We start from the raw sequence: 13,774 nt of genomic DNA on the forward strand, positions 1-13,774 counted from the left end.
AGGTATTGTGGATGACTCAGGATCTGAGCACGACACGGACACTGTGGGAGCGGGCTTGCCCGCGATGAGGCCGGTACTGGCAACAGAGGTCTTCTGTCGATCATTACCCTGACCGTAACGATCCACCACTCTGCTTGATTGATGCCCTCCACCTAACGCTCCTAAGGTGACTCCCACGACAGCGAACCCGTGGAGTGGTCATGACAACAACAATATCCCCCGACTCGCGATGGACGCGGCGGCGCAGCGAAAAGCAGCGGCGTCTCGAGCTGGTGCGGGGTTTCGCCGACGGTGTGGTGCTGCCCACCGACAAGATCGTTGCGGCGCTGGAGGCGTTGATTCTGCCCGGCGACCGTGTGGTGCTGGAGGGTAATAACCAGAAGCAGGCGGACTTCCTTTCCCGCTCCCTGGCCAAGGCCGATCCGGACAAGCTGCATGACTTGCACATGATCATGCCCAGCGTCGGGCGTTCCGAGCACCTGGACCTGTTCGAGCGCGGTATCGCCCGCAAGCTCGACTTCTCGTTCGCCGGCACCCAGAGCCTGCGCATCAGCCAGTTGCTCGAAGACGGCCTGCTGGAAATCGGCGCGATTCACACCTACATCGAGCTCTATGCGCGGCTGGTGGTCGACTTGATTCCCAACGTCGTGCTCTCGGCCGGTTTCATGGCCGACCGCGCCGGCAACATCTACACCGGCCCGAGTACCGAAGACACCCCCGCGTTGATCGAACCTGCCGCCTTCAGCGACGGCATCGTCATCGTCCAGGTCAACCAATTGGTGGACGACGTCAGCGAACTGCCCCGTGTCGACATTCCCGCATCCTGGGTCGATTTCGTGGTGGTGGCCGACAAGCCGTTCTACATCGAACCGCTGTTCACCCGCGACCCACGACACATCAAGCCTGTGCACGTGTTGATGGCGATGATGGCGATCCGCGGGATCTACGAAAAACACAACGTTCAATCGCTCAACCACGGCATCGGTTTCAACACCGCGGCCATCGAACTGATTCTGCCGACCTACGGCGAGTCCCTCGGTTTGAAAGGCAAGATCTGCCGCAACTGGACCCTCAATCCTCACCCAACCCTGATCCCGGCCATCGAAAGCGGTTGGGTCGAAAGCGTGCATTGCTTCGGCACTGAACTGGGCATGGAAAACTATATCGCCGCTCGACCGGATGTGTTCTTCACCGGCCGCGACGGTTCACTGCGTTCCAACCGGATGTTCTGCCAACTGGCCGGGCAATACGCGGTGGACCTGTTCATCGGCGCGACCCTGCAAGTCGACGGCGACGGCCATTCCTCCACCGTGACCCGTGGACGGCTGGCCGGTTTCGGTGGTGCGCCGAACATGGGTCACGACCCGCGCGGTCGCCGCCATGGCACGCCGGCCTGGCTCGACATGCGTCACGACGATGCACCCGAAGCGTTGCTGGAACGCGGCAAGAAACTCGTGGTGCAAATGGTCGAGACCTTCCAGGAGGGCGGCAAACCGACCTTCGTTGAAACCCTCGACGCGGTGGACGTGGCGAAGAAAAGCGGCATGCCGCTGGCGCCGATCATGATCTACGGCGACGACGTCACCCATCTGCTCACCGAGGAAGGCATCGCCTATTTGTACAAGGCCCGTTCCCTCGAAGAACGTCAGGCGATGATCGCCGCCGTGGCCGGGGTGACTGCCATCGGCCTGCGCCACAACCCGAAAGACACCGCCCGCATGCGCCGCGAAGGCCTGATCGCCTTGCCCGAAGACCTCGGCATCCGCCGCACCGACGCCACCCGCGAGCTGCTCGCAGCGAAAAGCGTGGCCGATCTGGTGGAGTGGTCCGGTGGCCTCTACAACCCGCCCGCCAAGTTCAGGAGCTGGTAATGCACGCATTCAATCTGCAACCGAAACCTTTAACCCTGACTGAGCGGCTGGCGGACCTGGCGGTGGACGCGCTGATCGACGAAGCGGATCTGTCGCCGAAACCGGCGCTGGTCGACCGTCGCGGCAATGGCGTGCACACCGATTTACACCTGAGCCTGATGCACGCCTCGGCGCTGTCGTTGTGGCCGGCGTTCAAGGCAATGGCAGAAGCGGCCATCGAGTTTGGCGAAGTCGGTTTACCCCTGCGCGAAGCCCTTGGGCGGATTGGTCGTGACGGTGAGCAAACGATGCTCGCCACCACCAACGGTGTGAATACTCATCGTGGGGCGATCTGGGCGTTGGGGCTGTTGGTCGCTGCGGCCGCGCTGGAGTGCACGAATACCAAAGCAAGCGCCGTGACCTTGCGCGCTGCACGTCTGGCCTTGCTCGACGACCGTTACGCGCCGCGTCCTCTGAGCCATGGCGCCCAAGTCGCCCAGCGTTACGGCGCTCGCGGTGCACGCGAAGAAGCACAGCTTGGTTTCCCTGCAGTGATTCAACGCGCACTGCCGCAACTCAAACTCAGCCGCGCCGCCGGCCATGGTGAACAGAACGCTCGGCTCGACGCCTTGCTGGCGATCATGACCCATCTCTCCGACACCTGCGTGCTCTACCGCGCAGGCGAGCTCGGCCTGCAGACCATGCAACTCGGCGCCCAAGCGGTGCTCGACGCCGGCGGTAGTGCGAGCCTGGCTGGCCGCCGCCGTTTGCATGAGCTGGACCAACAATTAATCGCGTTGAATGCCTCGCCCGGTGGCGCTGCGGACTTGCTCGCAGCCTGCCTGTTTATCGATCGTATCGACTCGGGCGACGGCATCTTCCAGGGAGCGTTTTGATGGAAACCTTATCCTTTGAATTCCCCGCCGGGCAGCCGCCTCGGGGTAGGGCGCTGGTGGGCTGCGTGGGCTCGGGCGATCTGGAAGTGCTGATCGAACCGGGGCTGGCCGGCAAGCTGACGATCCAGGTGCAGACCTCGGTCAACGGCAGTGAACAACGCTGGCAGCATCTGTTCGCGCGGATGTTCGACGGCCAGACACCGCCCGCGATGGCGATTGATATCCACGATTTCGGCGCCACTCCCGGCGTGGTGCGTTTGCGCCTGGAACAAGGCTTCGAGGAGATCAACCATGACTGACAGCGCAGCGCTTCTCAACCCATTCCTTGAAAGGCATAGCTTCGTCGAACTCGGCGCCCGGCAACGAGCGAAAGCCTTGCTCGACGCGGGTACTTTTCGTGAACTGCTCGACCCGTTTCAGCGCGTCATGTCGCCATGGCTGTCGCGCCAGGGCGTGGTGCCGCAAGCCGATGACGGCGTGGTGATCGCCAAAGGCCGCCTCGGTGGTTTGCCGGTGGTGATCGCGGCCATCGAAGGTGCGTTTCAGGGCGGTAGCCTGGGTGAAGTCGGCGGGGCGAAGATTGCCGGTGCGCTGGAACTGGCCGCCGAGGACAACCGCAAAGGCATTCCCACTCGCGCCGTGTTGCTGCTTGAAACCGGTGGTGTGCGTTTGCAGGAGGCCAATCTCGGGTTGGCGGCGATTGCCGATATTCATGCGGCGATTGTCGATTTGCGCCAGTACCAGCCAGTAGTCGGCGTAGTCGCCGGCAGCGTCGGTTGCTTTGGCGGCATGTCGATTGCCGCCGGGTTGTGCAGCTATTTGCTGGTGACTCAGGAAGCGCGCCTTGGCCTCAATGGCCCACAGGTGATCGAGCAGGAAGCCGGGCTTGAGGAATACGACTCCCGTGACCGGCCGTTTATCTGGAGCCTGACCGGTGGCGAGCAACGTTTCGGCACTGGGTTGGTGGATCGCTACGTGGCTGACGACGTGGCGCAGATTCAGCAGCAGATCTGCGAATTGCTCAAGCAGGGTTTGCCGGCGCAGCAACGCAGCCGCCAGGCCGAATGGTTCCTGCAACGGCTGGCGCGTCTGGACGCCGAACCACAAATCGAGCCGGCGACGGTTCGCGATCTGTATCAAGGAGAGCGTTCATGAGTTCGTATTCCCTGAGAGGCTTGAACTGGTTCAACGCCTTGAGTGCCGGCGCGAAATCGGTCGAGGGTTTGCCGGCGTCGTTGAAAGTCGCCGATGGTTTATTGGGTGAGCAGCCTGCGCGTTTTATCGCGGTGGTGGCCGATCCCGACAACCGCTTCGTCCGCGCCCGCAATGGCGAGGTCGGTTTGCTGGAAGGCTGGGGCCTGGCCAAAGCGGTGGATGACGTTATTGCTGCGGATAACGACAAGCCTCAAAAACGCGCCTTGATCGCCATTGTCGATGTGCCGAGCCAGGCTTACGGCCGACGCGAAGAAGCCCTCGGCATTCATCAAGCCTTGGCCGGTGCTGCGGACAGTTATGCCCGCGCCCGACTGGCCGGGCATGTGGTGATTGGTTTGCTGGTGGGCAAGGCGATGTCCGGGGCGTTTCTCGCTCATGGTTATCAGGCCAACCGGCTGATCGCGCTGCGCGATCCGGGCGTGATGGTGCATGCGATGGGCAAGGCGTCGGCGGCGCGGGTGACATTGCGCAGTGTCGAAGAACTTGAAGCCTTGGCCGCCAGCGTGCCGCCGATGGCCTATGACATCGACAGCTTTGCCAGCCTGGGTTTGCTTTGGGAAACCTTGTCGGTGGATCAGATCGAACAACCGACGACGGCGGATCTGGCGCGGGTGAATGAGTGTCTGGTTCAGGCGATTGAAAATGTTGACGCCGGTCATCGCGATCTGAGTAGTCGCTTGGGTGCGAGCAATCGCGCCGCGTCGAGCAAGGTTCGCCAACTGTTGAGAGAGCAGTGGTGAACACGTTTCTGGCCCACGACCTGCTGTGGGGGATGACCCCGGAGCAGTTGCCTGCGGATGCGCCTGCGTGGGCGGTCGAGTCGATCAGCGCGGGTCAGCCGGTGGTGGTTCGGCGCGCGATAACTGCGCCGGATCAAATCGCGGTCGGCGTGCGCGGACGCTTGCGTGAACAGCGTTATGCAACGTCGATGGCGATCACAGCGATTTCGCGTCGGGTAAGGCCGGAAGAGCTGTGTCATGTCGAGACGGTTCGGGATCTGCCGGCGTTGCGAGCGCTGGCGCAATTGCGACCAATGCTCGACGCCTGCGGTTGGGTGTGGGGTGTCAGCGGCAGCGCCGGATTTGAATTGGCCAGTGGTTTTGCGGCGTTGCATGAGCACAGCGATCTGGACTTGATTCTGCGTACACCGCAACCGTTGAGTCGACTTCAAGCGCAAGAGTTGGTGACGCTTCTCGGCACCGCTGAATGTCTGGTCGACATGCAATTGCAGACGCCGAATGGCGCCGTGGCTCTGCGCGAATGGGCCGGTCCGTCGCAACGGGTGCTGCTCAAAAACGCTCAGGTCGCCTGCCTGGTCACCGATCCCTGGAACCCGCAGGAGCAAGCAGCGTGAGCAGTTTGCTGGTGTTCCCCGGCCAGGGCGCGCAGCAACCGGGCATGCTCCATCGTTTGCCTCGGGAAACGCTGATCGAGGCGAGCGAGGTGCTGGGTGAAGATGTTTTGTTGCTCGATTCTGCCGAGGCGTTGCAGTCGACGAGGGCGGTTCAGCTGTGCCTGCTGATCGCCGGAGTGGCCGCTTCACGTCAGTTGTTATTGAGCGCGGATTACGTGGCCGGATTGTCCATTGGCGCCTACCCGGCGGCGGTGGTCGCCGGCGCCTTGAGCTTCAGTGATGCACTGCATCTGGTCAGCCTGCGCGGCGAACTGATGCAGCAGGCTTATCCTCAGGGCTATGGCATGACCGCGATCATCGGTCTGGATCTGGCGACGGTGGAAGGTTTGCTGGCGCAGGTTCATAGCCTCGACACGCCGGTTTACCTGGCCAACATCAACGCCGATAACCAAGTGGTCATCGCCGGCAGCGATGGTGCGATGAAAGCGGTTGCCGAGTTTGCGAAAGGTTGTGGTGCCGGGCTGGCCAAGCGTCTGGCGGTCAGCGTGCCGTCCCACTGTCCGCTGCTGGAAGCTCCGGCGAAAATCCTGGCCGAAGCCTTCGCCAAGGTGCAATTGAAAACGCCGATCCTGGGTTATCTGAGCGGCAGTCGCGCCCGGCCTGTTATCAATCCCGAGGCGTTACGCGACGACCTGGCCTTCAACATGTGCCGTGTGGTGGATTGGCGCGGCACGGTGCAAAGCGCTTACGAGCGTGGCGTACGTCTACAGATCGAACTGCCGCCCGGTGCGGTGTTGACCGGATTGGCGCGCCGGGTGTTCGAGCAGGGCACCGTGATTGCCTTCGACGGTGCGCGGCTTGATACCTTGCAGGCGCTGTTGCGTGAGGAGGGAAGCCGCCAACCCTAGATCACCGACTCAGGCTGCGAACTACAAAAACAACAATTCCGACGATGCACTTTGAGGACTACAACAATGATTATTTACGGTGTGGCGTTTCTCGCCTTTTGTACCCTGGCGGGTATTTTTATCGGCGAACTGCTCGGCAAGCTGATTGGCGTGCCGGCCAACGTGGGCGGCGTCGGTATTGCGATGCTGCTGTTGATCGGGCTCGGTAGCTACCTCAACAAAAGCGGTTGGTTCAAAGGCAAGACCGAGCAGGGTGTGGAGTTCTGGAGCGCGATCTATATCCCGATCGTGGTTGCCATGGCCGCGCAGCAAAACGTCTACGGTGCGCTCAAGGGTGGGCCGATGGCGATCCTGGCCGGTACGGTGGCAGTGGCCATTGCCTTCGCTCTGGTACCGGTACTGGTGCGCATCGGCAACAAGGCGCCTGAACCTGTCACTCCACCAAAAACAGTAGGGTGATCACCATGTACGAATCGATGATGAAGGTGATTACCAGTTACGGGCTGATCAGTGGGTTTGCCATTGTCGGCGTAACCATGTGGCTGTCCTACTGGATTTCCAACACATTTACCAAAGGCCGCCTGCACGGTTCGGCCATCGCTATCCTGCTGGGCCTGCTGCTGTCTTACATCGGTGGCGCGCTGACCGGTGGCCAGAAAGGTGTGGTCGACATTCCGTTGCTCTCGGGTATCGGCCTGCTCGGCGGAGCCATGCTGCGGGACTTCGCCATTGTCGCCACGGCATTCGGTGTGAGTGTCGATGAGCTCAAACGAGCCGGCTTCGTCGGGGTGCTGGCACTGTTCGTGGGTGTCGGGACGTCGTTCATCGCAGGTGTCGCGGTCGCCATGGCGTTTGGTTATACCGATGCGGTGAGCCTGACCACCATCGGCGCGGGCGCGGTGACTTATATCGTCGGGCCGGTGACAGGCGCGGCTATCGGGGCCAGTTCGGAAGTCATGGCGCTATCGATTGCGGCCGGGCTGATCAAGGCGATTCTGGTCATGGTCATGACGCCGTTCGTGGCGCCGATGATCGGTTTGAACAATCCACGCAGTGCAGTGATTTTCGGTGGGTTGATGGGCACCTCCAGCGGTGTGGCCGGCGGGTTGGCGGCGACTGATCCGAAGCTGGTGCCTTATGGATGCCTGACGGCGGCGTTCTATACCGCACTGGGCTGCCTGCTCGGGCCTTCGCTGCTGTTTCTGATCATGCGCGGATTGCTTGGCTAGAGTTATTGACCGGGCTGTCGCCTTCGCGGGCAAGCCACGCTCCCACAAGGACAGCGCATTTCCTGTGGGAGCGTGGCTTGCCCGCGATGCAGGCACCGCGGTCTGTCAGGCCTGCCGATTGGCATACATCCGACACTCCGCCAGCAACGCCAACAAATTCGGGTCACGCTCCTTGGCCTTCAGGAACACCACGCCGATGTGCTGCTGTAACCGATACTTTTCTTGCAATGGAATCAGCTTCACCCGGTTCTCATACACCGCCGCAATTCTTCCCGGCAGCAACGCATAACCGACCCCGGAGCTGACCATGCTCAGCAGGGTGAAGATGTCGTTGACCTGCATCGCCACCTTCGGCTCGAACCCCGCCTGCTTGAACACCCGAATACCGTCCTGGTGTGTGGCGAAGCCTTGGGTCAAGGTGATGAATGTCTCGTCGCGCACCTCGGCCAGATCGACTTCGGCCCGCTGGGCAAAGGGCGAATCAGCCGGGGTGGCGAGGAAGATGTCATCGGAAAACAGCGGAATATGCTCGCAGTCCGGGTCATTCACGCTGTCATCCAGCGACACCAGGATCGCGTCGACTTCCATGTTCTTGAGCTTGTACAACAGGTCGATGTTCGAGCCCAGAATCAGGTCGATATTGAGTTCGCTACGGCGAATTTTCAGGCCCATGATCAGCTGCGGCACGGTTTTCACCGTCAGCGAATACAGTGACCCAAGCTTGAAGCGCTCAGCCGAGAACCCGGCAGCTTCGCGGGTCAGGCGTACGCTTTCGAGTACGTCCTGGATCAGCTTCTGTGCCCGCTCTTCCAGCACATAAGCGCTTTCGAGTGGGGTCAGGTTGCGGCCTTCGTGTTTGAATAGCGGGCAACGCAGGGCGCTTTCCAGAGAGTGAATGGCGCGGTGCACGCTGACGTTGCTGGTTTGCAACTCGGCGGCGGCGCGGGCCAGGTTGCCGGTGCGCATGAAGGCCAGGAACACCTCGAGTTTTTTCAGGGTCAACTCTTCATCGATCAGCATGGGCGTGACTCTTATTCGAATCGCTCGATTGTGCCCAATTGGCTGACGTTTGGCTCGATAGCTTTTGTAGGAGCTGCCGAAGGCTGCGATCTTTTGATCTTCAGCACCTTCGGGGGCGCCGAGAAGCAAGATCAAAAGATCGCAGCCTCGTTTCACTCGACAGCTCCTACAGGGGGCTTTGTGTTAACGAATTTTGAGGTGAGCAACACATGTATCACGGGGAAAGATTGAATGCCTGGACGCATTTGGTTGGGGCGGTGGCGGCGTTTGTCGGGGGTGTGTGGCTGCTGGTGATCGCCAGTATGGACGGCAGCCCGTGGAAGATCGTCAGCGTGGCGATTTACGCGTTCACCTTGCTGGTGCTCTACAGCGCGTCGACCGTTTACCACAGCGTGCGCGGGCGCAAGAAGGCGATCATGCAGAAGGTCGATCACTTTTCGATCTACCTGCTGATTGCCGGCAGTTACACACCGTTCTGCCTGGTGACCCTGCGCGGGCCGTGGGGCTGGACGTTGTTCGGGATTGTCTGGGGGCTGGCGCTGATCGGCATCCTGCAAGAGATCAAACCCCGCTCGGAAGCGCGGATTCTATCGATCGTGATTTACGCGGTGATGGGCTGGATCGTGCTGGTGGCGGTCAAGCCGTTACTGGCGGCACTGGGCAGCACCGGGTTTGCCTGGCTGGCGTCCGGCGGGGTGTTGTACACCGTGGGGATTGTCTTTTTTGCCCTCGATAATCGTTTGCGTCATGCCCATGGGGTCTGGCATCTGTTCGTGATCGCCGGGAGCGTGCTGCACTTTGTGGCGATTCTGTTTTATGTCCTTTGAGACCTCTACGGGATCAAGCGATCCAGTTGCGCCTGCGCCCGTCGGCTGAACACCTGCAACAAATCGCTCAAGGTGTGTGGCGGCGGTTCGTCGGCGCGGGTGACTGCGTACAGGGTGATCGGTAGCGCCGGCGCCAGGGGGCGAATCGCTGTGGTGGCGGGGGACGCGCCGAGCGCGGTGAACGGGTCGATCACTGCTAGCCCGGCACCGGATTCAACCATCGCCCGCGCCAGCGAATAGGTCTGCACCGCGATGCGTACCTTTGGCGGCGGATCGACCGCCTCAAGGTAGCTGTCGAGTCTGGCGGCCAGCGGGTCGGCGCTGGACAAGCCGATCAGCGGCGCACCGGCCAGTTCGATCAACGGCAGCGGTTTGCCGTGAGTGTCGTCGAGCCAAAAGCCCTTCGGCGCCAGCGCCACCAGCATCCCACAGGCCAGGGCCTGCGCTTTCAGGCCCGGATGATCGGGCAGTTGCAACGTCAGGGCGACATCCACTTCGCGCATCAACAAGTTCTGCATCAGCTCACGGCTGTGGGCGCTGGACAGTTCGCAGGCGATTTCCGGGTAGCGTTGCGTCCATTCATTGATCGCCGGCGGCAGCAGTGACAAGGCCAGTGCCGGGATCGCACCAATCCGTACACTGTGGCCCGGTTCGCGGCGCAGGCTTTGGGCCAGACGTCGCACGCCTTGCAGGCTTTCGGTGACCTTGTCGACTTCGCGCTCTAGCTCCAGGGCTTCGGGCGTCGGCTGCAATTTGCCGCGCACCCGCAGGAATAACGGAAAGCCCAATTGCTGTTCGGCGTGTTGCAGCACTTTGCTCACCGCCGGCTGCGACACGTGCAGCAACTGGGCGGCGCCGCTGACCGAACCGGTCTGGCGAATGGCCTGAAAAATCTCGATGTGTCGCAGTCGCATGGCAAGTCCATAACCTTTGTTTATGGGTCAGGCATCTTTATGCATTGTTCAACGGCTGTCACCTGGTCCTAACCTGAAGCACGTTCCAACAACGCTTAAGGACAGACATGGCTCAGCGGGTTTGCATCATCGGTGGCGGCGTCATCGGGCTGACAACGGCTTATGCACTGGTTCGCGATGGCATCGACGTGACGCTGATCGAGGCCCGGGATTCGTTTGCCAGCGAGACCAGTTTCGCCAACGGCGGCCAGTTGTCCTACCGCTATGTCGCGCCACTGGCCGATGCCGGCGTACCGTTGCAGGCGCTGGGCTGGATGTTGCGCGGTGACTCGCCATTGAAGCTGCGTCCACGCCTGGACCCGGCGCAATGGCGCTGGATGGCGTCCTTTCTGGCGGCCTGCCGGCGTTCGGTGAATCAGCGCAACGGCGCACACCTGCTGCGCCTGGCGCTGCTGAGCCAGGCCACGCTGCAAGGCTGGCGCGACGAAGACCGCCTCGACGGTTTCGATTGGCGGCGCAACGGCAAACTGGTGACGTTTCGTGAAGCCGCAAGCTTCGAGCATGCGCGCCAAGGGCTGACTGATCCGCGACAGCAGCAAGTGTTGTCCCGGGCCGAGTGCGCACAGCTGGAGCCGGCACTCGCCGAGGCGCCATTCGTGGGCGCGATCTACACGCCCGATGAAGAAGTCGCCGATTGCCATGCTTTCTGTCTGCAACTGGCGGCCCGGCTCAAGGCGTCGGGGCGTTGCGAGTTTTTGCTGGGCCGCACGGTCACCGGCATTCGCCACGGGAACGGCGCGGTGCAGGCCATCGAAATGGGCGCGCAGGTATTGCCGGTCGAACAACTGGTGATCGCTGCCGGTCATCGCAGCCCGGCGTTGGCGTTGCCGGGCATGAACCTGCCGCTGTATCCGCTCAAGGGCTACAGCCTGACCCTGCCGATCCGCGCCGAACATCGCGCGCCGGAGCTGAGCATCACCGATTACAACCGCAAGATCGTTTACGCCCGCATCGGTGCGCAACTGCGCGTAGCGGCGATGGTCGACATTGTCGGTTTCGACCCGGGGCTCGACCCCAAGCGTCTGGCGCTGATCAAACGCCAGGCCCAGGAAACCTTGCCCAATGCCGGCGATTACGACGCTGCCATCGAATGGGCCGGCATGCGCCCGGCGACCCCCAGCGGCGTGCCATTAATTGGCGCCACGGCGTACCGCAACCTCTGGCTCAACCTCGGCCATGGCGCCTTGGGCTTTACTTTGGCCTGCGGTAGCGCTCGGCTGCTGAGTGAGTTGATTGCCCGGCGCGCACCCTCGATCGAAATGCAGGGCCTCGCACCCCGCGTCGCCTGACTGGAAAAGGAAGAACCGATGAGCATCAAGCGTTTCAACAGCAACAGTCGACTCTCTGGCGCCGTGACCTTTGGCGAGCTGGTGTTTCTATCGGGACAGGTGCCGGGTGACAGCCGCGACGCTGCTGGTCAAACCGCAGAGGTCCTGGCGAAAATCGACGGGTTGCTGGCCGAGGCTGGCAGCGACAAGGATCACTTACTCAGCGCGACCATTTACTTGAGCGACATTGGCCGCGATTTCGCCGCCATGAACGAGGTCTGGTCACAATGGCTGTCGCCGGACAAGGCGCCGACCCGCACCACGTTGCAGGCGCAACTGGCCCGTCCAGAGGTCCTGGTGGAAATCACCGTGATCGCCGCCCGCCGTTAATTCGATCTACCCACAACGGAGAATAACAATGCAAAAAATCACGTTGATCGGCTGCACCCTTGGCCTGCTGTTCGCCAGTCAGGTCCAGGCCAATGAAGCGCCGCTGACCGGCACGCTGAACAAGGTCGCCAATGCCAAGAGCATCACGCTGGGTTATCGCGACGCGTCGGTGCCGTTCTCTTACGTGGGGGATCACACGGGGCAGCCGATGGGCTATTCGGTGGACCTGGCGAGCAAGATTGTCGAGCGCATCAAGCAAAAGCTCGAGCTGCCGGATTTGCAGGTGAAGTACAACCTGGTGACCTCGCAAACACGCATTCCGCTGGTGCAGAACGGCACGGTCGACCTTGAATGCGGCTCCACCGGCGTGACTGCCGAGCGCATGCAGCAAGTGGCGTTTTCCTATGGATTCATCTACGTGAAGGGGCAATTGCTCACGGCGAAGGACAGCGGTATCAAGAGCTTCGCCGACCTGAGCGGCAAGAACGTTGTGACCACCGCCGGCACCACCAATGAGCGGTTTCTGAAGAGCTACAACGTCGATCACAAGATCGATATGTTCGTGATCAGCGCCAAGGACCACGGCGAAGCGTTCCAGATGCTGCAGTCAGGGCGGGCGGTGGCTTTCTATATGGACGACGCGCTGCTTTACGGCGAACGGGCCAAGGCTCGTGATCCGCATAAGTGGGTCGTGGTGGGCGAGGAGCAATCGCGGGAAATCTACAGCTGTATGGTGCGCAAGGGTGATCCGCAATTTCTCGAGTTGGTGAATTCGACGCTTGCTGATTTGTACAGCTCAGGGGAAATCAACGGCATCTACAACCGCTGGTTCCAGCAACCGATTCCGCCTAAAGGTTTGAACCTTGAGTTTCCGATGACCAGCGAGTTGAAAGCGATTATCGCCAAACCGGTGAGTGATCCGGTGCAGTAGTTCCTGAAAGATCGTTCCCACGCTCTGCGTGGGAATGCCTCTACGGACGCTCCGCGTTCGGCTTTTGATGGGACGCGGAGCGTCCCGGGCTGCATTCCCACGCAGAGCGTGGGAACGATCAAACCTAAAAATCGCCCCACAACTGTTGGGCTACCGCCAATGCCACCACCGGCGCGGTTTCGGTGCGCAGCACGCGAGGGCCGAGGCGGGCGGCGTGAAAACCGCCAGCCTTGGCCTGCTCGACTTCAGCGTCGGACAACCCGCCTTCCGGGCCGATCAGAAACGCCAGTGTCGCCGGTTTCGCATGGCTCACCAGCGGCTCGGCCACCGGGTGCAGCACCAGTTTCAATTCGGCTTCCGTCTGCTTCAGCCAGTCGGCCAACAGCAACGGCGGATGAATCACCGGCACCGATGAGCGCCCGCACTGCTCGCAGGCGCTGATCGCCACCTGACGCCAGTGCATCAGGCGTTTGTCGGCGCGCTCGTCCTTGAGGCGGACTTCGCAGCGGTCGGTGAAGATCGGGGTGATTTCGCTGACGCCCAGTTCGGTGGCTTTCTGAATCGCCCAGTCCATCCGCTCGCCACGGGACAAGCCCTGGCCGAGATGGACCGCCAGCGACGACTCGATCTGCCCGGCGAAGCTGTCATCGATATTTACCACGACGCGCTTCTTGCCGACTTCTGCCAGCGTGCCGCGAAACTCATGGCCCGAGCCGTCGAACAATTGCACCGCATCACCCTCGGCCATGCGCAGCACGCGGCTGATGTAATGGGCCTGGGCCTCGGGAAGCTCGTGTTCGCCGATGCTCAAGGGGGCGTCGATAAAGAAGCGGGACAGTCTCATCAATGGTCTCTGTAAAAGTGTGGAAGTCTGGCGGCCCCATCGCGGGCAAGCCCGCTCCCACAGGTTTT

General features: G+C 61.6%; 16 protein-coding genes. 13 read left to right on the top strand and 3 right to left on the bottom strand.

What is annotated here, in order from left to right; translation table 11 throughout:
• The first annotated feature begins 200 nt into the window (after positions 1–200).
• The 9 genes from mdcA to madM all read left to right on the top strand — a co-directional run bounded on the left by mdcA (position 201) and on the right by madM (position 7,452).
• On the top strand, positions 201–1,871 hold the full coding sequence (gene mdcA, locus JFU11_RS18635; protein WP_201061749.1) for a malonate decarboxylase subunit alpha: 1,671 nt from the start codon (positions 201–203) through the stop codon (positions 1,869–1,871).
• Positions 1,871–2,746: a triphosphoribosyl-dephospho-CoA synthase gene (locus tag JFU11_RS18640; RefSeq protein WP_201061750.1), complete on the top strand. Its 876-nt coding sequence runs from the start codon at positions 1,871–1,873 to the stop codon at positions 2,744–2,746. Before mdcA ends, JFU11_RS18640 begins: the two co-directional genes overlap by 1 nt.
• On the top strand, positions 2,746–3,045 hold the full coding sequence (locus JFU11_RS18645; RefSeq protein WP_201061752.1) for a malonate decarboxylase subunit delta: 300 nt from the start codon (positions 2,746–2,748) through the stop codon (positions 3,043–3,045). The genes JFU11_RS18640 and JFU11_RS18645 overlap by 1 nt, the downstream gene beginning before the upstream one ends.
• Positions 3,038–3,901 carry a biotin-independent malonate decarboxylase subunit beta gene (locus JFU11_RS18650; RefSeq protein ID WP_201087450.1) on the top strand — a complete coding sequence of 288 codons (864 nt, stop codon included), beginning with the start codon at positions 3,038–3,040 and terminating at the stop codon, positions 3,899–3,901. Before JFU11_RS18645 ends, JFU11_RS18650 begins: the two co-directional genes overlap by 8 nt.
• Positions 3,898–4,701 carry a biotin-independent malonate decarboxylase subunit gamma gene (gene mdcE, locus JFU11_RS18655; RefSeq protein ID WP_201087451.1) on the top strand — a complete coding sequence of 268 codons (804 nt, stop codon included), beginning with the start codon at positions 3,898–3,900 and terminating at the stop codon, positions 4,699–4,701. The genes JFU11_RS18650 and mdcE overlap by 4 nt, the downstream gene beginning before the upstream one ends.
• On the top strand, positions 4,695–5,315 hold the full coding sequence (locus JFU11_RS18660) for a malonate decarboxylase holo-ACP synthase (RefSeq protein WP_201121344.1): 621 nt from the start codon (positions 4,695–4,697) through the stop codon (positions 5,313–5,315). The genes mdcE and JFU11_RS18660 overlap by 7 nt, the downstream gene beginning before the upstream one ends.
• On the top strand, positions 5,312–6,223 hold the full coding sequence (gene mdcH, locus JFU11_RS18665) for a malonate decarboxylase subunit epsilon (RefSeq protein ID WP_201061756.1): 912 nt from the start codon (positions 5,312–5,314) through the stop codon (positions 6,221–6,223). Before JFU11_RS18660 ends, mdcH begins: the two co-directional genes overlap by 4 nt.
• A gap of 66 nt (positions 6,224–6,289) precedes the next feature.
• Positions 6,290–6,682 (top strand): malonate transporter subunit MadL, encoded by a 393-nt coding sequence (gene madL / locus JFU11_RS18670; protein ID WP_052965014.1) that lies wholly within the window; start codon positions 6,290–6,292, stop codon positions 6,680–6,682.
• A gap of 5 nt (positions 6,683–6,687) precedes the next feature.
• Positions 6,688–7,452, top strand: coding sequence for a malonate transporter subunit MadM (gene madM, locus JFU11_RS18675; protein WP_123500490.1), 765 nt, complete (start codon positions 6,688–6,690; stop codon positions 7,450–7,452).
• Positions 7,453–7,557: 105 nt separating this feature from the next.
• Here the strand turns inward: madM and JFU11_RS18680 are convergent, their stop codons facing one another.
• Positions 7,558–8,472 (bottom strand): LysR substrate-binding domain-containing protein, encoded by a 915-nt coding sequence (locus JFU11_RS18680; protein WP_123719670.1) that lies wholly within the window; start codon positions 8,470–8,472, stop codon positions 7,558–7,560.
• A gap of 209 nt (positions 8,473–8,681) precedes the next feature.
• Between JFU11_RS18680 and JFU11_RS18685 the strand changes: the two genes are divergently transcribed.
• On the top strand, positions 8,682–9,299 hold the full coding sequence (locus JFU11_RS18685) for a hemolysin III family protein (protein WP_123719669.1): 618 nt from the start codon (positions 8,682–8,684) through the stop codon (positions 9,297–9,299).
• Between the two features lie 5 nt (positions 9,300–9,304).
• Here the strand turns inward: JFU11_RS18685 and JFU11_RS18690 are convergent, their stop codons facing one another.
• Positions 9,305–10,213, bottom strand: a complete 909-nt coding sequence (locus tag JFU11_RS18690) for a LysR substrate-binding domain-containing protein (protein WP_201061757.1) — start codon at positions 10,211–10,213, stop codon at positions 9,305–9,307.
• Between the two features lie 107 nt (positions 10,214–10,320).
• Here JFU11_RS18690 and JFU11_RS18695 point away from each other — a divergent pair, with 107 nt between their 5' ends.
• From JFU11_RS18695 to JFU11_RS18705, 3 genes are read left to right on the top strand one after another with little or no spacing between them, the layout of a single operon-like run.
• Positions 10,321–11,562: a D-amino acid dehydrogenase gene (locus JFU11_RS18695; protein ID WP_201061758.1), complete on the top strand. Its 1,242-nt coding sequence runs from the start codon at positions 10,321–10,323 to the stop codon at positions 11,560–11,562.
• Between the two features lie 18 nt (positions 11,563–11,580).
• Positions 11,581–11,931, top strand: coding sequence for a RidA family protein (locus tag JFU11_RS18700; protein WP_038981012.1), 351 nt, complete (start codon positions 11,581–11,583; stop codon positions 11,929–11,931).
• Between the two features lie 28 nt (positions 11,932–11,959).
• A complete protein-coding gene (locus tag JFU11_RS18705) occupies positions 11,960–12,862 on the top strand; it encodes a transporter substrate-binding domain-containing protein (RefSeq protein ID WP_123719666.1) in 903 nt (300 codons plus the stop codon).
• Between the two features lie 124 nt (positions 12,863–12,986).
• Here JFU11_RS18705 and JFU11_RS18710 read toward each other — a convergent pair whose 3' ends face one another.
• Positions 12,987–13,706: a 16S rRNA (uracil(1498)-N(3))-methyltransferase gene (locus tag JFU11_RS18710; RefSeq protein ID WP_201061759.1), complete on the bottom strand. Its 720-nt coding sequence runs from the start codon at positions 13,704–13,706 to the stop codon at positions 12,987–12,989.
• Between the last annotated feature and the right edge of the window lie 68 nt (positions 13,707–13,774).

This window comes from Pseudomonas sp. TH37, from assembly GCF_016650735.1.
Taxonomy (GTDB): domain Bacteria; phylum Pseudomonadota; class Gammaproteobacteria; order Pseudomonadales; family Pseudomonadaceae; genus Aquipseudomonas; species Aquipseudomonas farris.